Origin of the sequence: Gluconacetobacter dulcium (assembly GCF_014174165.1) — a bacterium.
Classification (GTDB): Bacteria; Pseudomonadota; Alphaproteobacteria; order Acetobacterales; family Acetobacteraceae; genus Gluconacetobacter; species Gluconacetobacter dulcium.
Window position 1 is genome coordinate 102,684 of the sequence record NZ_JABEQN010000010.1, and the last position, 19,148, is coordinate 121,831.

Here is a 19,148-nt window from a genome sequence, read left to right on the forward strand (position 1 = left end):
CCGGATATGGCGCGAGACGACATCCGCACACACCAACGCCCACGAGTTTTAAGGCCGACGCGCGGGTGATGGAATACGCAGCATGCCGAACCAAGCCCACAAAACCGGCCCGGCGGCCTCAAACATCTCCTCATGTCGAAACCAAACCATTCCGCGACGCAAACATTCGGGTGAATAACGAATGGAGGCGGACATGATATTCCCATGACGTCCGCCAGTCCGCGAAGGAGTGATCATCCGGATGCCCAAACGCACCGCCCGCCCTGGCCGGATCGCCTGCCTGTTCGCGGCGGCGAGCCTGCTCGCCGCGCCCGCCGTCGCGGCGTCTCCCGCAGGCGATCCGGCGGCCTGCGTGCCCATCCGCCTGTCCAATGTGGGCTGGACGGATGCCGAAGCCGTCACGTCGGTCGCCGCGACGCTGTTCGACGCGCTCGGCTACGCGCCGCAGACGCCGCTGCTGCCGCTGGTCATGACCTATATGGCGATGCGCGACCGGCGCGTGGATGCGTTTCTCAGCAACTGGCAGCCCATGGGCAGCACGCCGATCGCGCCTTTCCTCGCCGATGGCTCGGTGGAGCGGCTGGCCGTCAACCTGTCGGGCGCCCATTACACGCTGGCCGTTCCCGAGTTCGTCTGGCAGGCCGGTCTGCGCGATTATCGCGACATCGCCAAATGGGGTCCGCGCCTCGGCTACATGATCTTCGGCCTGGAAGCCGGCAATGACGGCAACGCCCTGGTGCTGGACATGATCCGCAAGGACCAGTTCCACCTGGGGCGCTTCCGCCTGGTCGAAAGCAGCGAGCAGGGCATGCTCAGCCAGGTCGACCGCAGTATCCAGAGCCACCGGCCGATCGTATTCCTGGCGTGGGAACCCCACCCCATGAACCTGCGTTTCGCCCTGCACTACCTGACCGGCGGCGACGATGTCTTCGGCCCGGACGGCAAGACCACCGTCAACACCGTCATCCGGCGAGGCTATCGTACGGACTGCCCGAACGCCGCGCGATTGCTGGCCCAGATCCGCTTCACCATTCCCGACGAGAACGGCATGATGCTGGCCATCCAGCAGGACCACACGCCGCCGCTCCAGGTCGCCCGGCAGTGGCTGCGCGACCACCCGGACGCCTGGCGCGCCTGGCTGGACGGCGTGACGACGCGCGACGGGGCGCCAGCCCTTGCCGCCGTGCGGGCACATCTGTCACTGCCCCCGGCCAATTGATCGGTTATGGCGAAATATATGAAATTTATGTCGTATTTTAAGCAGGCGTCCACAGCCCCCCGCACTTAACCTTGTTTCGAACAAGAAACTACGTGCCGGACCGATTGCCGGGCCCGGCTCGTTCGGGAGAATGATCATGTCAGAAGGAGCATCGGGCGACACGAAGCCGCGACTGCGCGTCGGCTTCATTCTCGCCGAACATTTCACGCTCTCCGCGTTCGCCCTGTTCGTCGACCATCTGCGTCTGGCCGCCGACAAGGACGACCGGAGCCGCCCGATCCATTGTTCATGGCAGGTCCTGTCCTCGTCGGTCCACCCGGTACGGTCCAGTTGCGGCGTCGCGATCGCGCGGGACGCCTCCCTCGGCGATCCGCGTGCGTTCGATTACATCGTCGTGGTCGGCGGCCTGCTGCACGGGCAGAAGCAGATCGATTACGTGACGACCGTCTGGCTGCGCCGGGCCGCGGAGATGGGCATCACGCTGATCGGCGTCTGCACCGGCACCTTCGCCCTCTGCCAGGCCGGCCTGATGGATAATCGTCGCGTCTGCGTCAGCTGGTACCATCATCGGGACTTCCAGGAAGCCTTCCCCGCGCACGAGGTCGTCAGCGACCAGATGTTCCTCGACGATGGCGACCGCATCACCTGCTCGGGCGGCGGGGCGGCGGCCGACGTGGCCCTGCACCTGATCGAGCGCAGCATCGGCCGCCCGGCCGGGTTGAAGGCAAGCCACATCCTGCTGATGGAACGCGCGGGCAAGATCAGCAACCAGATCAGGCTGCAACCCCAGCCGCCGACCCTGGTCGCGGAAACCCGTTTCGCCGATCCGCGGGTCCGGCGCGCGGTGCTGCATATGGAACAGAACATGGCCCGGCCGCTGCCGATCGCGCAGCTCGCCGCGCGGCTGGGCATTTCCAGCCGGCAGCTCGAACGCCTGTTCCAGACCACGCTGGGCCGCAAGCCGCAGGATTTCTATCGCACGCTGCGCCTGCGCCATGCCCGCGCGCTGCTGGAGGCGGGGGAAATGAGCGTGACCGAAATCGCGATCGACATGGGCTTTTCCGACTGCTCGCATTTCTCCCGTCATTTCAAGAGCATGTTCGGCATCAGCCCCAGTGCCTGCCACCGCACCACCCTGCCCGGTTTCACCTCCCGTCACGACGCGCCCGACATGCAGTCCCATGCCGGCATCCGTCTGTTCTCCGATTGATGAAGATACCCAGATCCATGGCCCATTCCGACGCGCACGTCCTGATCGTTACCTGTGCCAGCCAGCCCGGCCTCGTCGCCGCCTGGTCGGGTTGCCTGTTTCAGGCCGGCGCGAACATCATCGAAATCAACCAGCATGCCGACCTGGCGGAAAACCAGTTCTTCATGCGCATCGCCTTCACCGCCGGCACCCCGCCCGAGCGGAGCATGCTGGCGGCGGTCGCCGCGCGCTTCGACGCCCACTGGCAACTCCACCCGCCGCGCGAACGGCAGCGCGTGCTGATCATGGTCTCGAAATTCGACCATTGCCTGGCCGACCTGCTGTATCGCTGGCGCATCGGCGAACTGGCGATGGACCCGGTCGCCATCGTCTCCAACCACCCGCGCACGGCCACGCAGGCCGTCGAGATCGGCGACATCCCGTTCCACCATCTCCCCGTCACGCGCGACACCAAGCCGGAGCAGGAAGCAAGCCTGCGGGCCTTGATCGAGGAGACCGGGGCCGACCTCGTCATTCTCGCGCGCTACATGCAGGTCCTGTCCGATACGATGTCGGCGTCGCTCGCCGGCCGGTGCATCAACATCCACCATTCCTTCCTGCCGGGCTTCAAGGGCGCGCGGCCCTATCACCAGGCCCATGTGCGCGGCGTGAAGCTGATCGGCGCGACCGCCCATTACGTCACGACCGATCTCGACGAAGGACCCATCATCGAACAGGATGTCGAGCGCATCACCCACGCGGATACGCCGGACGACCTGATCCGCAAGGGCCGGGATGTCGAGCGCCGCGTCCTGTCGCGGGCCGTGAACTACCACCTTCAGCATCGTGTCATTCTCGACGGGCATCGCACCGTCGTCTTCCCCGACTGACAGGCTCCCCCTGCCGGTCGGGACGCCAGACGGTCAGATGTCGGCGGCGACGCCTGCGAACGAGAACACGACCGGTTCGACGCCCAGATCGGCCATGATCCGCCCGAATACGCTCCGCGGGATCACCCAGGTCTCGGTATTGTCCAGCGGATGGCAGGTGATGGCATCGGCTTCGAGCAGCGAGGCTTCGATGGCGAAACGCACCTGGCGCTGCGTGTCGGCGACCAGGCTGAGCGGCCCCAGCGCGCCCGGCTCGGTCCCCAGGACCGTGCGCATCAGGTCGGGACTGGCGAAAGAGAGGCGTTTGGTGCCGATCAGCGCCGGCAGGGCCTTCATGTCCAGCCGGCAATCCGCCGGTACGGTAACCAGCACCAGCACGCCCTTGGCATCCTTGAGGAAGGCATTCTTGGTATGCACGCCCTCCAGCCCGGCATAATGCAGATCCGCCTCCTCCACCGTCTGCACCGGCGGGTGGCGCACGCTCTTCGGCTGAAAGCCCAGACGGTCCAGCAGGGCACGTAAATCGTCACGCATCAGGCGATGCTCCTCGTGATGGTCCAAGCACACCCAGCGCCCGGAGATGGTCTCGCAGTACGGTCGCCGCCTCGGCGATATCCGGATGATCCAGCACCTGTCCCGCCCCCGTCCGCGCCGACGCACCGATCAGGCGCGGCCGCGCGCGATAGGGCCGGTCGTCGCCCTCCGCCGCCCCCTCGGCCGCCACCGGCGCGGGACCGGCCACCGGCACGACCCGCAATTCGGCCCGGCGCGCCCGATCGAAGATGAAAGGGGGAGCCGGCGCCGCGTCATGGGCGACCAGGATGCAGGGCAGGCGGACACGCGCCTCCTGCCGCGCGCCCTGCGGCAGGCCGATCATGACGGACAGCCAGCCATCCGCCGCCGCGCCGACGGCGATCACCCCGGCCAGCAGCGGCCAGCCGAGTCGCTCGGCCAGCAGATAGGGCAGCATGCCGCTATCCTCGCCGCCGCGCGCCTGCCGCCCGGCCAACACCAGGTCCGGCGGATCGGCACCCAGATAGGTCGCCAGGTACGTGGCCAGGGCCTCGACCGCGTTGCCTCCCCCGTCCAGGCAGTCCACGCGGGCCAGCCCATGCGCCGCCGCCAGCCGCAGGGCGGGCGACGGGCCACCCGCATGCAGGCCCTCGGCCGCCCCGCCGATCGACCGCGCCAGCCCGATCGCGGCAATCTCCCCCTGCGGCGGCGCCGGACGACCGGAAAGCGGATCGATCCCGCCCGACAAGAGTACAATGCTCCGCATCACGCCCCCTCCTCCCGCAACAGGGCCAGCAGGGCCGGCATCACCGCCTGCGCATCGGCAACGATCGACAGTCCGGCGCGTGCGATGATCGCGGCATGCAGGTCGGTATTCACCGCCACGACGTGCTCCACCTTGCCCAGCCCCTGAAGATGCTGCGGCGCGCCGGCAATGCCGAACGCCAGATAGCATCGCGCATCCAGCACCGTACCGGACGCCCCCACCTGGGCGGCGCGCGGCATCAGGCCCGCATCGCAGACCACGCGGCTCGCCCCCTCCGTCGCGCCCAGCGCGCGGGCAAGGGCATGAAATGTCTCGAAATCCGTGACGCCCTGCCCCGCCGACACGACGAACGGCGCCTCCGACAGCGGAACCGCGCCGGCCGGTGCCCGCGCGACGGGTCCAAGCACCACGCCTCCCACCGGCCGCGCGGACGGCGAGGCTGGCGGCGGCCCGGCCTCCAGCATCCGTCCTTCGCGGGCCTCTCCGGCGTAGGGGGCCACCCGGTCGCACGGCAGGGTCACCACCCGCGCCACCGCCGCGACACGCTCATACCGGCCGCCGCGACACGGCCGGATACCCTGGCGGACATTCAGCGCCTCGACACCCGGCTGGATCGGCCAGCCGCTCCGCGCCGCCACCCGCCGCGCGAAATCCCCGCCGACCCTGCTCTCGGCGAACAGCACATGGCGCGGAGCGAAGGGGCCGAGCAGGTCCATCAGCACTCCGGGCACCGCTTCCGGATCGTCCGTGCCGCCGACCGTCAGCACGCGATCCGCGCCCGCCTCGCCGGCCGCATTGCCGGCCACGTCGCCGAGACCGATCAGCACGACACCACCATCGGTTCCGGCCAGCATCCGCGCCGCGCCGACAAGCTGGCGGCCCCAGCGGTCCAGCCCGCCATCGACGGCCTCGACGACGGCGGCCACCCAGAAGGCGGGCGTTTCGATCCGCCGGACGGTCGCTTCGCGCGGCCGGCGCGACACGACCATGCCCGCGACATTCCCGTCACGCGCCAGGCGCGGCCGCTCTCCGCCGGGCACAAGGCACCGCGACCGCTCGGCACGCGGGTCCCGCCTGATCCGTCCCGTCATGGCACCACGGCCTCCAGCACGAGTTCAGCCACGTCCTTCACCTCGGGGCGCTCCCCCGTCACGCCCTCGAGCATCGCCGTGCATCCGGGGCACGCCACCGCGACGATGGACGCGCCGCTCTGCCGGACCTGCTCCATCCGCAGGTCGGGAATCCGGGTGACCGCATCGACATCGCTCGCCGGGCTTCCGCCGCCGCCACCGCAGCACATGGACCGCATGCCGTGGCGCTCGACTTCCACGCGGGTGCGACAGGCCGCGTCCAGCAGGCGGCGGGGCGCGTCGATCACACCGTTATAGCGCCCCAGATAGCAGGGATCATGATAGGCCACGGCCGGCCCGTCACGCTGCGCGAGGACAAGCCGCCCGTCCCGCACCAGTTCGTCCAGCAGGGTCGTATGGTGCTCGACCACCCATGTCCCGCCCAAGGCGGGATATTCGTTTTTCAGGACGTGGAAGGCATGCGGGTCGGCGGTGACGATCCTGCCGAATCTCCGTGTTCCAAGCACCCCGATCGCATCCCGCGCCAGCGCCTGGAACGTCGCCTCGTCCCCCAGCCGCCGCGCGACATCGCCGCAATCGACCTCGTCGGCGCCCAGCGTGGCGAACCGCAGCCCCGCCTTGCGCATCAGCGTCACCAGCGCCCGCAGCGATCGTCCGTAACGCAGGTCGTAGGCCCCTTCGCCCAGCCAGAGCAGGATATCGGTCTCCTCCCCCGGCGCGAGGACCGGAACATCCAGGGCCGCGATCCCGTCCGTCCGCGCATCGAGCGCCCGCCCGCCCGGCTCCGCCTGCTCGCGCGACGCACGCAGCACCTGCTCCGCGCCCGCCGGCACCGCGCCTTTCATCAGGGTCTGGCCACGCCGCAATGCAATCACCGCGTCCACATGCTCGATCAGCATCGGGCATTCCTCGACGCAGGCGCGACATGTGGTGCAGGCCCACAAGGTGTCGGGTGCCAGCACTTGTCCGACGATCTCGGCATCCATGCCGCCACCGCCGGGCATGGCCGGCGCATGGGGCGCGGGGCTCCCGGCATAGGGCGCGGGCCGCTCCCGCATCGCACCGGAGAGCCCCTGTATCAGCGCCTTCGGATTCAGGCGCTGCCCCGCCGCGAAAGCCGGACAGGCTTCCTCGCAGCGTCCGCACTGAATGCAGGCATCGAAACTTGCCAGTTCCGGCCGGGTAAAATCGCGTGGCGTCAGCACACCCAGCCGCTCATGCACAAGATCGAGCGGCCACAGCGCCGTATCGAACGGGCGCAGGAGACCGGCACGGGCAAACCGGCCGGGCCGCGTATGTCCGGTAAGCCAGGCAATGCCCGCCAGCCCATGACGCATCGGCCCGCGCCCGACGGCGACCAGCAGCGCGACACCGCCAGCCAGGGCCAGGGCCAGTCCGGCAAGGCCAGCCGCATGAAGGCCGGTGTCACTCACGGAGAGCGCGACGACCACATTCCCCACACACCACGCAAGCAGCGCGACCGGCAGCCAGACAAACGCCCCCCCCGAAAGCTGGGACGGGGTATGCGGCCGCCTGCGGGCGCGATCGATCAGGGCACCCCACGCCCCCGGCACGAAGAAAACGATCGCGACGATCCGGATGATGAATCCGGGCACCGGCGGCATCCCCGGCAGCACGCCCAGCAGCAACGCCAGCGAACCGCCCAGCAATCCCCCGGCGGCCAGCGCGTGCATGCGCGCATTCCTCGGCCGCCTGGCAACGACGTGATGAACGTCCACGAGATAGCGCCGCGGCACCAGCACCAGGCCGGCCAGCCAGGACCGGCCGACCGGGCGCCCCTTCAGCCAGCGCGCCAGCAGAACCATCCAGACGAGGGCCACAGCGGCCCCCGCGCACGCCATTTCCGCAAGAACCAGCCAGCGCATGGTGTCAAAGATCCTTGCACAGCCGCAGCGCGTCATAGAGCGCGGCATGAATGTTGCGCGCCGCCACCGCATCGCCGATGCGGAACAGCGCATAATCGCCCATTTCGATCCGCCCCATCACCGGCTGGGGCCGCCCGGCGATCAGCGCATGCGCGTCGGTCTGCCCGGCATTGGCCGAGCCCGCTTTCAGCGCGTCATAAAGCGTCGTATCCGGCACCCCGCCGCGATCGACCACGATGTGATCGACCACCCGCTCCTCTTCCGTGCCCGTCATGGTGTTGCGCAGCACGGCAACCAGACGGTTCCCCTCGCGCCAGGTCTCGGTCAGTTCCACGTTCGGCGTCGTCACCACGTTCAGCCGATAGAATTCGCGCAGATGCACCGGCTGGTTGGTGGTGCCGACCTCCTGCGCCACCAGCCGGTCATGCGTCGCCAGTTCGACCAGGCAACCGCGCGTCGCCAGCAGTTCGGCCACCGAGGCGGCATTGTGCTGGCCCATCTCGTCGAACAGCAGCACGCTACCCGACGGCGCGACCCGCCCCGCCAGCACGTCGCGCGTGGTGCAGTGCAGGTCGCTGCCCGGATCGTCCCCCAGGATCGCATCGCCCCCCGTCGCCAGAATCACGACATCCGGCGCGCACAGCAGGATATCGGCCATCGTGGCCTCACACCCCAGCCGCAGATCGACACCCAGCTTGCGCACCTGCCCGTCCAGCCAGCGCACGATGCCCGACAGCGCCTCGCGCCACGTCGCGCGAACGGCCAGGTTCACCTGTCCACCGGTACGGTCGTCGCGCTCGAACACCGTCACGGAATGGCCGCGCAGGGCACAGACCCGCGCCGCTTCCAGTCCCGCCACCCCGGCCCCGACAATGACGACGCGCCGCGCCGTTCCGGCGGGCGGGATCTCGTGCGGCATCGTCGCCTCGCGGCCCGTCGCCGCGTTCTGCAGGCACAGCGCGTCGCCGCCGACATAGATCCGGTCGATGCAGTAACCCGCACCCACACATTGCCGGATATCGTCCTCTCGCCCATCCGCGAGCTTGCGCACCAGATGCGGGTCCGCGATATGCGCGCGCGTCATCGCCACCATGTCGATATGGCCTTCCGCCACCGCGCGCGCCGCCGTCGCCAGGTCGGTGATCCGCTGGGCATGGAAGACGGGCACATCCACCGCCCGCTTGACCGCGCTGGCCAGGCCGAGAAAAGGCGCGACGGGAAAAGCCATGTTAGGCAGCGACACCGCGTGCGCCATCTCGTCGCGCGCCTGGCCGCCGATCACGTTGACAAAGTCGATCAGGCCCCGCCCCGCATAGGTCTCGGCGATCGCGATGCATTCATCCTGCGTCAGGCCGCCCTTCAGCATTTCGTCGCCCGACATGCGCATGCCGACCACATAATCGTCGCCGACCGCCTCGCGGATCGCACTCAGCACCTCGATCCCGAAACGCATCCGGTGCTCCAGGCTGCCGCCATAGGCGTCGCTCCGGTGATTCACCCCCGGGCTCCAGAACTGGTCCAGCAGATGCCCGTGCGCGCCCGAGATTTCCAGCCCGTCCAGCCCGCCTTCGCGGCAGCGCCGCGCCGCGGCGGCGAACGCGCGCACCACGCGGGCGATATCCTCCGGCTCCATCTCCTTCGGAATCGACCGCGACGCCGGCTCGCGCCGGACCGATGGCCCGATCACCGGCAGCCACGCATCGGTATCCCAGCGGGTGCGGCGGCCCATATGGGTCAACTGGACCATCAGCCGGGCACCATGGTCATGCACCCGGTCCGCGAACTGGCGGAAATACGGGATCACGCTGTCGTCGGACACCGCGATCTGGCTCCACGGCGTGGCCGGGCTATCCACCTCGACCGACGACGACCCGCCGAACATGGTCAGCCCGATACCGCCCCTGGCCTTCTCGGCATGATAAAGCTGGTAGCGTTCCTGCGGCTTGCCATCGACACCGTAACCCGGCGCGTGGCTGGTGCTCATCACCCGGTTGCGAATGACCATCGACTTGATGCGCAACGGCTTCAAGAGAGCATCGGCGTGGGGAATCATGGTCGTTCCTCTAACGTGCCTGCCGCTGACGTTCCTGGCGCGGCGCGTAGCCGAACCGGTTGCGAAAGGCAGTCGAAAAATGGGTCAGGGACATGAAGCCGCAGGCAATGCCGACATCGGTCACCGACATGCTGGTCTGGCGCAGCAGGCGCCGCGCGCGTTCCAGCCGCGCCGCCGCCAGATAGGCGGCCGGCGTCGCCCCGGTATGCGCCCGGAACAGGCGTTCAAGCTGGCGTTCCGACAGGCCGGCGGCACTGGCGATCTCGCCGACGCTCAGCTTCTGGTCGATACGGCTTTCCATCAACTGCACCGCCCGCCCCAGTGACGGCGGCAGAGGGTCCAGCGCGATCACGGGCTGCGCCTCGCTGCCCGTCCGATCCCGCGCCAGCAGAAACTGCATCGCGATCTCGCGTGCCCGCGCCGGGCCGACATGCGCGGCGACGATCCGCAACATCATGTCCAGCGGCACCGCCCCGCCCGTGCAGGTCATCCGGTCGCGATCGATCACGAACAATTCGTCCACGATATCGATCTCGGGAAATTCCTCGCGGATCGCTCCCAGATTTTCCCAATGGATCGCACAGCGATAGCCACGCAGCAGCCCGGCTTCGGCCAAAGCGAACGTACCGGTGCACAACGCCCCGATCACGATCCGCTGCCGCGCCACCCGCCGCAGCGCCACCCGCAACGCCTCGCTGGTCGCAGCACGGACATCAATCCCGCCGCACACGAACAGCACGTCCAGGTCCGCGCCATCCCCCAGCGCCCCGGTCGGATGCAGCGCCAGCCCGTTGCTCGCCTCGACCGGCGCCCCGTCCAGGCTCAGCACCTGCCAGGCATAATCGTCCCGGCCGGTCACCCGGTTGGCCATGCGCAGGGCCTCGATCGCGTTGCTGACCGCGATCATCGAATAGGTCTTCAGCGTCAGAAACCCGAAGCGGCGCAGGCTGGCCAGGTCGCTGGCGCGTGATGCCATCGGTCTAACGCTCGATCACAAGGTCGCTGGTGGGGCGCGCGCAGCAGATCAGGATCATGCCCTGATCGATCTCGCGCTGACGGATGCCGCCGTCATGCTGCATGTCCACCGTCCCCGACACCAGCTTGCACTTGCAGGTCCCGCACATGCCCTTGGCACAGGATGCCGGCAGGCGCATGCCCGCCGCCCGCGCGGCGGAGAGTACGAACGTGTCCGCGCCACATTCGATCTCGCGCCGGCTGCGCGTGAAACTGACCTTGTGCCGCGCCGCATCCAGCGCCTCGATCTGCGCTGGAATGTCGGGCTCCTCCGCCGCCAGCACGCCGAAATCGAAGCTCTCTTCGTGAAAATGCGCCATGTCCAGTCCGGCCTGCCCGACCAGGGCGCGAACCGATGCCCGGTATCCTTCCGGTCCACAAACGAAAACATGACGGTCGCACAGGTCCGGCACCTCACGCGCCAGCAATGCGGCGTCAAGCCGACCCATCGCGCCCGGCCAGCGGTTCTGCGGCGTGTCGCGCTCGCAGATCGACCGCACGCGGAACGACGGCGCCTGCTCCGCCATCCACGCCAGTTCCCGCGCGAAGATCAGGTCTTCGGGCGAACGGGCGGAATGCAGAAACACCGCGTCCACGTCAAAGCGCGTGTCGATCAGGTTCCGCGCCATCGACATCACCGGCGTGATCCCGCTTCCCGCGGAGAGAAAGAGATATTTCTCCGGCGCGGCATCACGGGGCGGGTCCAGCGTAAAATCGCCCATCGGGCCTAGCGCCGCGATGTCCATCCCCGGTCGCAGATGGTCGTGCAGCCAGTTGGAAACCGGCCCGCCGGGCACGCGCTTGACCGTGATCGCCACGGAATCCGGCCGGCTCGGCGACGAGGACAGGGTATAGCAGCGATGGATTTCCGCACCGTCGATCCTGACGGTAAACGTCATGAACTGACCGGGCGTGTAGCGGAACCGCCTGGGCTGGGCCGCCGTCAGGATAAAGGTCGCAACATCGTGGGTCTGCCGCCGCACGGCGCGGCAGACCAGCACGTCATCACTTTCGGGGTCCCAGAAGGGGGGCGGATCACGATCGCTCATCTGCATCCTGCACGCTGGCGTTTCATCCATCAACCCAGATGCACCTTGAGACGCGCGCAGTACCACTCCATGAATTTCTCCACGAGTCCTTCGGTATGCGGCGAATAGGGGCCGGGGATATAGGCAGGGTCGCTCACCCCGCGCTGCGTCATTTCCACCAGATCGGCATCCTGCCGGTTGGTGGCGTTCCATACGCCGGTCAGGTTTTCCAGATCGTAATCCACACCCTCGACCGCGTTCTTGTGGACCAGCCATTTGGTACGCACCAGCGTGCGTCCTTCGTCAAGCGGAATGACCGAAAAGGTCACGACATGGTCGCCCATGAAATGGTGCCACGAATTGGGCTGGGTCCAGAAATGCAGGCCACCCGCCGCCTTGTCGCGCAGCGCGCCCAGCGGCAGCCGGCAGGCCGCCATCGTGTCCATCGTCTGGCTCTCGCCCGAACCGTCCAGCGGCAGCCGCTCGGTCCGGAAGCCGGTGGGCCGGTCCTCCAGATGCTCGATCAGGCGCGACGGCAATCCCCCCGCTTCCCACCGTTCATGCGATGTCCGGCGCAATGTCGCGTAGCGTTCCGCCTGCTCCAGTTCCTCCGCGCCCAGTTCCTCGGGCGCGAAGCCGAATCCGTAGGCGAAGAGGGGAATGGTCAGTTCCGGGTGGTTGGGCATGCAATGGTAGCACTCGCGGTTATTCTCCAGCACGAGCTTCCAGTTGCCGTATTCGATCAGGTCCGCCGTATGGGCAACGCGCGTGTTCTTCAGGTCATGCGGCGCCAGATAGGGCTCCATCTGGCCGATCACGTCGTCGATATCGTCCGGCGGATCGTCGGAGAGGCAGACGAACAGCAGCCCGGCCATCGAGCGCAGCGCGACGGGACGCAGCCCCAGGCACGCATGATCGAACCCTTCGCCCATATGTTCGGCGAATTTCAGCGTCCCATCCAGCCCATAGGTCCAGGCGTGATAGGGACAGACCAGATTCCCGACGATGGCCGGCCCCGGCGGCAGCAGGCGCGCGCCGCGATGGCGGCAGACATTATGGAAGGCCCGGATCTGCTCGTCGTCGCCCCGCACGATCACGACCGAGGATTTGCCGATATCGACGGCCAGGGCGTCGCCGGCCTCCGGCACCTCGCATTCCACGGCCACATAAAGCCAGTGGCGATGGAAGATCGCGTCCATGTCCGCCGCGAAGACCTCAGGCGAGGTATAGAACGCGCTCTCCAGCGCATGCCGTGGTCGCCGACGGGCGACCAGTTCGCGAATGGCGGCGATATCGTAGTTCGTCATGGCACAACGGTCTCCAGCGGAGGACGAGACGGATATATGGAGCAGACCCGGCCCGTTCGATCGGGGCCTCGACGATGACGTTACGATATCGATATACTATGGCACTTTTCAATTCGCGCCATGAATTTCCGCTATATCGCCAGACTCGCAAAAGTGATGCCCCGCGCCACCTCGCGGATGCCGTTCTCGGCATAGGCGACGAAGGACCGCCAGACCTCGATATGGAAGCGATGCGGCGCCGTCCGCCAGAAAACGGCATCGGCCTTCTCCAGCACCGAGCGCGTGGCCATACCGACGGGAAAGGCGTGTTCCGCGAAATCCAGCGGGCAGAGCCCCGACAGAATCCGCGCCGCCCACGGCCCTTCCAACGTCAGCGTCACATTGCGGTCGGAAACCCCGACCAGACTGTGCGGCACGGCACCCAGAGCCGCCTCGATCCCCGCCGGATCGTCGGCCTGCGGCAGAAGCAGCAGCTCGAACGGCCCCAGCCGCAGGGCCGTGCCGCCCGCCCCGGTGGCGGCACGCAGCAGCGCGGGCGCGTCGTCCAGCCCCAGCAGCCTTCCGGCCGCCTGAAGCGCGGGCGCCCGTCCCTGCAACACGTAACGCGGCGACTGGCGTTCACGGACCAGCGCGGTATCGGGGGCGATCATCCCCTCCGCCATCGACCTAGCCATTCACACGCACTCCTTCGGTATCATAGAAGACAGGGTTGACGATGCTCACCTTGATCGCGGCGCCGTCGATCGCGGGCGCATACAGCGTCTCGCCCATGCGATCGCGGCCCCCCTTGACCATGGCGATGGCGATCGACCGGCCCAGTGCCGGACTGTAATAGGACGAGGTGACATGCCCGTCGGCCGACACCGGCGCCGGCGCTTCGGGCGCGCGCACAAGCTGCATGCCTTCCTCCAGCACCGTCCGCGGGTCGTCGGTCAGCAGGCCGACCATCTGCGGCCGGTCGGGCGCGTTCAGCGCCGGCAGGGCCAGGGCGCGCTTGCCGATGAAATCCGGCTTGGCCTTGCTGACCGCCCAGCCGCAGCCGACATCGCCGGGCGTCATGGTGCCGTCAGTTTCCTGACCTACGATCAGATAGCCCTTTTCGGCACGCAGAACGTGCATCGCCTCGGTGCCGTACGGCGTCAGCCCGTGCGGGCTGCCCGCCGCCCAGATCCGCTCCCACACCGCACCCATCCGCCCGGACGGAACGTTGATCTCGAACCCCACCTCGCCGGTAAAGCTGACCCGGAACAGCCGCATCGGCACGCCGCCGATCGTCCCTTCCTTCAGCCCCATGTGCGGCAGCGCCTCGGCCGAGATGTCCATGCCGTCCACCAGCGGCGCCAGAATCTCGCGCGCCTTCGGTCCCTGAAGCGCGATGACGCCCCATTCCTCGGTGATCGAGGTCAGCCAGACATCCAGATCCGCCCATTCGGTCTGGAGATAATCCTCCATCATGTTCAGCACGCCGGCCGCGCCGCCGGTGGTCGTGGTGACATGGAACCGGTCGGCGGCGATCCGCCCGACCACCCCGTCGTCATAGACGAAGCCGTTATCCCGGCAGACCAGACCATAGCGGCACTTGCCGACACCCAGCTTGGTCCAGGCATTGATATAGAAACGGTTCATGAACTCGGCGGCATCGGGGCCGACGACCTCGATCTTGCCCAGCGTCGAGGCATCGAAGATCCCCGCCGCCGTCCGGACCGCGCTGCATTCCCGCGTCACGGCGGCATGCATGTCCTCCCCGCCGCGCGGGAAATAGCGGGCGCGGCGCCACAACCCGACATCCTCGAACACCGCCCCCTGGGCGCGTGCCCAGCCATCGGCCGGCGCCAGCCGCAGCGGGTCGAACTGGTCGCCCCGCGCATGCGCGGCAAAGGCTCCGAACGTAACGGGCGTATAAGGCGGCCGAAACGTCGTCAGCCCCACCCGCTGCGGCGCGCGCCCCAGTTCCTTGGACGCGATTCCCAGCGCATTGACGTTCGAGCTCTTGCCCTGGTCCGTCGCCATGCCGGTGGTGGTGTAGCGCTTGATATGCTCGATGGACTGGAATCCCTCGCGCACCGCCAGCTTCACGTCCTTGGCCGTCACATCGTTCTGGAAATCGACGAAGGCCAGCGCCAGGCTACCCAGGCCGCGACGCGGCAGCGCACCCGCGAACCCGCCCGCTCCCGGCGCGTCGGCGTCCGTCACGCGCGGCGCCGGCCGCTCCGCATCCCCGCCGCCGGCCGCCTTCGCCGCCGCGAGGCCGGCCGCCGCGCCGTCATCCAGCACGTCCTGCAAGGCGAAGAGACCACGGCACGATCCGGCGGAGCGCAGGCGCTCGACGGACCGATCCGGCAGATAGACACCCAGCACCTCGTCGAAACGCATCGTGCCGCGCGCCTGGCTGTGGATGTGCAGGCTCGGGGTGAAACCACCCGCCATCAGCACGCAGTCGCAGACGAAGCGCTGCCCCTTGCCGACGCGCCCGTTGTCCGCCACCGGCGCCAGTTCGACACTCCTGACCCGCAGGTTGCCGTTCGCCTTCTGAATGGTCGTGGACGGCAGGACGACGATGCCGCGGGCTTTCGCTTCCGCGACGACCGGCGCATCCGGATTGGCGCGCAGATCGGCGATCGCGGCGATCCGCACCCCGGCTTCGGCCAGTTCGATGGCCACGCGATAGGCGGAATCGTCCGCCGTCACGATCACCGCGCACTTGCCGGGAAGCACGCCGTAGCGGTTGAGGTAGGTACGCGCCGCCGTCGCCAGCAGGATACCGGGCCGGTCATTGCCCTCGAACACCAGCGGCCGCTCCAGCGCACCCGCCGTAACCACCACTTCGGCCGCCCGCACCTGCCAGATCCGCTCGCGCGGCATCGCCGGATCGGGGGTCGCGAGATGCTCGGTCAGGCGCTGGTTGAGCGCCACCATATTGTGCGGCCCATAATTGAAGGCCGTGCAGCGGGTCATCACCTGCACGTTGGGCAGCGCCTTCAACTCGGCACCGGCCTTGGCCACCCATTCGGCGGCGGAAAGCCCGTCGATCCGGCTATGGGCGTCGGACAGCAGGGTGCCGCCCAGCTCCGGCGTCTCGTCGCACAGGATGACGCGCGCGCCCGTCCGGCCCGCGGCCAGCGCCGCCGTCAGGCCCGCCGGGCCGCCGCCGATCACCAGCACGTCGCAATGGGCGTAGTGCAGCGCATAATGATCCGGGTCCGGCGCGGTCGCGACCTTGCCCAACCCCGCCGCGCGACGGATCACGGGCTCATAGACCTTGTCCCAGAACCCGCGCGGCCACATGAAGGTCTTGTAGTAGAACCCGGCGGGAAAGAGCGGCGCCAGCCACGTATTGATCGCACCGACATCGAAATTCAGGCGCGGCCCCCGGTTCTGGCTGACGGTCACCAGACCCTTGTGGATCTCGACCTGGGTCGCCCGCAGGTTGGGCGTATGCCGCGCCCCCTCGCCCACGCCGATCAGCGCGTTCGGCTCGTCGGACCCCGCCGAGATCGGACCGCGCGGCCGATGGTATTTGAACGACCGCCCCATGAGATGCTGGCCCTGAGCCAACAGGGCGGAGGCGACGGTATCGCCCTCATAGCCGCGAATGGTCCGGCCGTCGAAACGGAAGGAGACCGGGCGCGCGGTATCGACCCGCCCACGCCCGGACACGCGGAAAGCGCCGCTCATGCCGCTTCTCCCTCTTTGATATCGGGCCGTGGCGTGCCCATCTCGTAGGTGGTCAGGATCCGGTCCGTCCGTGTGTCGCGCAATGCGTTGAAGAAGCGCCCGCAACCATGGGAATGGCGCCAGCGCTCGGCCAGCACGCCCTTGGTATTGTCACGCAGATACAGGAATGCGGCCCATTCCTCCTCGGTTACGCCGGGGCCGGGGCGGGCGATATGCGCCTCGCCGCCATAAGCGAACTCGATCTCGGCACGCGGGCCGCAATAGGGACATGCGATCAGCAACATGATCTTTCTCCGTCTGGCGGCACGTCAGTGCGCGACCGCCGCCGCGGCGGCTTCGTCGATAAGGGTTCCTTCGCGAAAACGTTCGATCGTGAAGGGGGCGTTGATCGGATGCGGCTCGTCTCGCGCGATCGTCCAGGCGAACAGGTTCGCCGCACCCGGCGTCGCCTTGAAGCCGCCGGTGCCCCAACCGCAATTGACATACAGGCCCGGCACCGACGTCTTCGCCGTGATCGGCGACCGGTCGGGCGTGTTGTCGGTAATCCCGCCCCACGACCGCAGCATCCGCAAGCGGCGGAAATCCGGCACCAGTTCGCAGATCGCCTCCAGCGTATGGGCCGGAATATGCAGCCCCCCGCGCTGGGTGTACGAGACATAGGAATCGGTCCCGGCGCCGATCACCATCTCGCCCTTGTCGGACTGGCTGATATAGGCGTGGATGGTGTTGGACATCACCACGCAGGGAAAGGCCGGCTTCACCGGCTCGGACACCAGCGCCTGCAACGGGTTGACCTGCAACGGCAGACGGATGCCCGCCATCGCCATCACCACCGAGCTGTGACCCGCCGCCGAAACGCCCACCTTCCCGGCCCGGATCGGCCCCCGCGTGGTCTGCACCCCCGTCACGCGCCCGGACGCGTCGCGGTCGATGCCCGTGACCTCGCAATTCTCGATGATGTCCACGCCGAGATCGCTGGCGGCGCGGGCATAACCCCAGGCCACCGCGTCATGCCGCGCCGTACCGGCACGACGCTGCAACGCGCCCCCCAGGACCGGATAGCGGATATTCGGCGAAATATTCAGCGGCGGACAGAATGCCTTGACCTGCTCGGGCGTCAGCCATTCATTGTCGATACCGTTCAGCCGGTTGGCATAGACATGCCGCTTGAACACCTGCACGTCATGAACGTTATGCGCGATCATCAGGCAGCCGCGCTGGCTGAACATGACATTGTAGTTCAGTTCGTCCGACAGGCCCTCCCACAGCTTCAGCGCATGCTCGTAGTAGGAGGAACTCTGCTCGAACAGATAGTTCGAGCGGATGATGGTCGTGTTGCGCGCGGTATTGCCACCGGCCAGCCATCCCCGCTCGACCACGGCGATGTTGCGCAGACCATGCTGCTTGGCCAGGTAGTAGGCCGCGCCAAGTCCATGGCCGCCTCCCCCGACGATGATGATGTCATAGCTCGGCTTCGGTGCCACCGAACGCCACTGGGGCTGCCACCCCAGATGACGCCCAAGCGCCTGACGGGCGAGCGAAAAGGCGGAAAATTTTTGCATAACGGCCTAAACTCACTTCCTCACCGGCTCAAGAACTGGTTTTGAAAATGAAAGAACCGCCAGCAAAAATCTTTTACGAAAATGACGCGACACTTGCATATTTGCGACATGACGCGCCCGTATGTCGGTATGTCGCCTGTGCCCTGAAGCCTCCCGGGTTTTCCGGAGGCTCCTAACGTGCCGATCTCACAGAGAGGTATGAGCCTGGCTCTGTGCTCTGGATTGAATTCCGACTGACGGTCGAAATTGGTGATGCCCCCTGTTTTCCGGTTTTCCGGTCGAGCGAATGCATCACCGCCGGATGAGGCGGTGTTTTTTGGGGGCGGCATGGCGATCCGGAACCGCCGGGCCGGCCTGCCGGTCATGCGGCTTTGGGCCTTGGCGGCCGCCAGTTCGCCCGTGATCTCCGCGACCAGCCGTGCATTGCGCGACAGGCCGAACAGGAAATCGACACGGTTGGCCCCGCACCGGGCCATCAGGCTGTCGCGACAGAACCCGCCATACGCGCGGCATGTTCATGACAGGAGGATGGGGCCGATCGCCAGTTCGCGGCAGATCGGCTCGATACCCAACTCCTCACGATGGCCGTCGATGAACGACATCATCATTTCCCGCGGCGGTCGAGCCCCGCCATCGCAAAATACGCCGATCCCTCTCGCCGCCTGGCCCCATCGCCGCACCAGCGACGCAAAGTCTCCGCCGTGCAGCCTATCTTCGCGGCAATCGACCTCATCGCTGCCCACTCCGAGCCGTAGTCGGCGCGAGGCTCCCCAACCATACGGGGGCCGTGCCCCATACGAACCGCACGTTCCCGGACCTCAGGCGAAAATTTCTGGCTCATCGTGTTCATGATAGCTCCTGCTCACAGATAGGAGCCTCCGGGAAACCCGGGACGCTCCAATGGATCTGACCGAAGAGGAGATTGAAACGCTCGTGTCCCTGCTCAGACATGTGC

At 67.6% G+C, this 19,148-nt stretch carries 15 protein-coding genes, 2 pseudogenes and 1 other annotated feature; of the genes and pseudogenes, 3 read left to right on the forward strand and 14 right to left on the reverse strand.

Features of this window, described 5'->3' with window-relative positions; all coding sequences use genetic code 11:
- Positions 1–241: 241 nt before the first annotated feature.
- The 3 genes from HLH25_RS09910 (at position 242) to purU (ending at position 3,298) form a co-directional block, all read left to right on the forward strand.
- Positions 242–1,219, forward strand: a complete 978-nt coding sequence (locus HLH25_RS09910; protein ID WP_182973901.1) for a glycine betaine ABC transporter substrate-binding protein — start codon at positions 242–244, stop codon at positions 1,217–1,219.
- 136 nt (positions 1,220–1,355) lie between these two features.
- Complete coding sequence (locus HLH25_RS09915) at positions 1,356–2,429, forward strand: GlxA family transcriptional regulator (protein ID WP_220791763.1); 1,074 nt, start codon at positions 1,356–1,358, stop codon at positions 2,427–2,429.
- A 17-nt stretch (positions 2,430–2,446) separates the two neighbouring features.
- A complete protein-coding gene (gene purU / locus HLH25_RS09920) occupies positions 2,447–3,298 on the forward strand; it encodes a formyltetrahydrofolate deformylase (protein WP_182973903.1) in 852 nt (283 codons plus the stop codon).
- Positions 3,299–3,331: 33 nt separating this feature from the next.
- Here the strand turns inward: purU and HLH25_RS09925 are convergent, their stop codons facing one another.
- The 14 genes and pseudogenes from HLH25_RS09925 to HLH25_RS09990 form a co-directional block, all read right to left on the reverse strand.
- Positions 3,332–3,832 (reverse strand): prolyl-tRNA synthetase associated domain-containing protein, encoded by a 501-nt coding sequence (locus HLH25_RS09925; protein WP_182973904.1) that lies wholly within the window; start codon positions 3,830–3,832, stop codon positions 3,332–3,334.
- A complete protein-coding gene (locus HLH25_RS09930) occupies positions 3,825–4,577 on the reverse strand; it encodes an electron transfer flavoprotein subunit beta (RefSeq protein ID WP_182977192.1) in 753 nt (250 codons plus the stop codon). Before HLH25_RS09930 ends, HLH25_RS09925 begins: the two co-directional genes overlap by 8 nt.
- On the reverse strand, positions 4,577–5,668 hold the full coding sequence (locus tag HLH25_RS09935) for an electron transfer flavoprotein subunit alpha/FixB family protein (protein ID WP_182973906.1): 1,092 nt from the start codon (positions 5,666–5,668) through the stop codon (positions 4,577–4,579). The genes HLH25_RS09930 and HLH25_RS09935 overlap by 1 nt, the downstream gene beginning before the upstream one ends.
- Complete coding sequence (locus HLH25_RS09940) at positions 5,665–7,554, reverse strand: DUF3483 domain-containing protein (RefSeq protein WP_182973907.1); 1,890 nt, start codon at positions 7,552–7,554, stop codon at positions 5,665–5,667. Before HLH25_RS09940 ends, HLH25_RS09935 begins: the two co-directional genes overlap by 4 nt.
- A gap of 4 nt (positions 7,555–7,558) precedes the next feature.
- A complete protein-coding gene (locus tag HLH25_RS09945; protein WP_182973908.1) occupies positions 7,559–9,607 on the reverse strand; it encodes an NADH:flavin oxidoreductase in 2,049 nt (682 codons plus the stop codon).
- Between the two features lie 10 nt (positions 9,608–9,617).
- Positions 9,618–10,583, reverse strand: a complete 966-nt coding sequence (locus HLH25_RS09950) for a GlxA family transcriptional regulator (RefSeq protein ID WP_182973909.1) — start codon at positions 10,581–10,583, stop codon at positions 9,618–9,620.
- A gap of 4 nt (positions 10,584–10,587) precedes the next feature.
- Entirely contained in the window at positions 10,588–11,670 is a 1,083-nt protein-coding gene (locus HLH25_RS09955) for a hybrid-cluster NAD(P)-dependent oxidoreductase (RefSeq protein WP_246401904.1), read from the reverse strand.
- Positions 11,671–11,699: 29 nt separating this feature from the next.
- Entirely contained in the window at positions 11,700–12,956 is a 1,257-nt protein-coding gene (locus HLH25_RS09960; protein ID WP_182973910.1) for an aromatic ring-hydroxylating oxygenase subunit alpha, read from the reverse strand.
- A gap of 131 nt (positions 12,957–13,087) precedes the next feature.
- Entirely contained in the window at positions 13,088–13,630 is a 543-nt protein-coding gene (locus HLH25_RS09965) for a sarcosine oxidase subunit gamma (protein WP_220791765.1), read from the reverse strand.
- Positions 13,623–16,631, reverse strand: coding sequence for a sarcosine oxidase subunit alpha family protein (locus HLH25_RS09970; RefSeq protein WP_182973911.1), 3,009 nt, complete (start codon positions 16,629–16,631; stop codon positions 13,623–13,625). The genes HLH25_RS09965 and HLH25_RS09970 overlap by 8 nt, the downstream gene beginning before the upstream one ends.
- Positions 16,628–16,915, reverse strand: coding sequence for a sarcosine oxidase subunit delta (locus tag HLH25_RS09975; RefSeq protein ID WP_182973912.1), 288 nt, complete (start codon positions 16,913–16,915; stop codon positions 16,628–16,630). Before HLH25_RS09975 ends, HLH25_RS09970 begins: the two co-directional genes overlap by 4 nt.
- A gap of 24 nt (positions 16,916–16,939) precedes the next feature.
- A complete protein-coding gene (locus HLH25_RS09980; RefSeq protein WP_182973913.1) occupies positions 16,940–18,193 on the reverse strand; it encodes a sarcosine oxidase subunit beta family protein in 1,254 nt (417 codons plus the stop codon).
- A 335-nt stretch (positions 18,194–18,528) separates the two neighbouring features.
- Positions 18,529–18,702 (reverse strand): annotated as a pseudogene (locus HLH25_RS20855) (IS1380 family transposase); the annotation flags it as partial.
- Positions 18,690–19,043 (reverse strand): annotated as a pseudogene (locus tag HLH25_RS09990) (IS3 family transposase); the annotation flags it as partial. The pseudogenes HLH25_RS20855 and HLH25_RS09990, both read right to left, overlap by 13 nt.
- Positions 18,725–18,840 (reverse strand) — a sequence feature (AL1L pseudoknot). (Overlaps the previous pseudogene by 116 nt.)
- Positions 19,044–19,148 lie beyond the last annotated feature (105 nt).